The sequence below is a fragment of the Neptuniibacter pectenicola genome (assembly GCF_001597735.1).
GTDB classification, from domain to species: domain Bacteria; phylum Pseudomonadota; class Gammaproteobacteria; order Pseudomonadales; family Balneatricaceae; genus Neptuniibacter; species Neptuniibacter pectenicola.
In genome coordinates this window covers 1-657 of the sequence record NZ_LUTS01000059.1, presented here as the reverse complement: position 1 = coordinate 657, position 657 = coordinate 1, and the positions used below count along the sequence as shown (strand labels likewise).

The 657-nt window shown below is 52.2% G+C and carries 1 protein-coding gene; it reads right to left on the bottom strand.

The window, feature by feature from the left end; all coding sequences use genetic code 11:
• Positions 1–47: 47 nt before the first annotated feature.
• A partial coding sequence (locus A3773_RS19720; protein WP_197462826.1) for a hypothetical protein occupies positions 48–657 on the bottom strand: 610 nt, incomplete at its 5' end.

Below are 657 nucleotides of genomic sequence, written 5' to 3'. Positions count from 1 at the left end.
TATAGAGCGTCTTAATTGTAACAGGCACAACCACCACTTCCCGCCTTCTACCTCCCTCTTTCTCCTCTCCTTTTCCCTCCCCCTCCTCCTCTCCCTTCCTCCTTCCTCCCTTTTCTTATCTCTTCCTTTTCTTTCCCCCCCTCTCCTTTCTCTCCCCTCCCTCCTTTCCCCCCCTTCCCCTCCCCCCTCTCCCCCCCCTCTTCCCTCCCTTTTTTTCCTCCCCTTTCTCTTCTCCCCTCCCCCTTTCTTCCTCTTTTTCTTCCCCCCCTTCTTCTTCTCTTCTTCCTTCCTCTTATCCCTTCCTCCTCCCCCCTCCCCCTCTTCTTTTCTCCTCTTTTCCCCCTCTTTCCTTTTTCTCTTCTCCTTTTCTCCTCTTTCTTTTCTCTTTTTTCTCTTCTTTCCCTTTTCCCCCCTCTCTTTCCCTCTCTCTCTCCCTTCTCCCCTCTTCCCCCTCTTCCCTCCTCTCCTTTTTCCTCTTCTCTCCCCTCTCCCTTCCCTTCTCTCCTCTTTTCTTCTCCCTCTCCCCCTTTCTTCCCCTTCCTCCCTCCTCTTCCTCTTCCCTTCTCCCTCCTCCTTTTTCTTCCTTTTCCCCCCCCTCTCCTCTCTCCCTTTTTCCTTTCTTCTTTTTCCTTTTTCCTTCCCTTCCTCCTTCCTTTT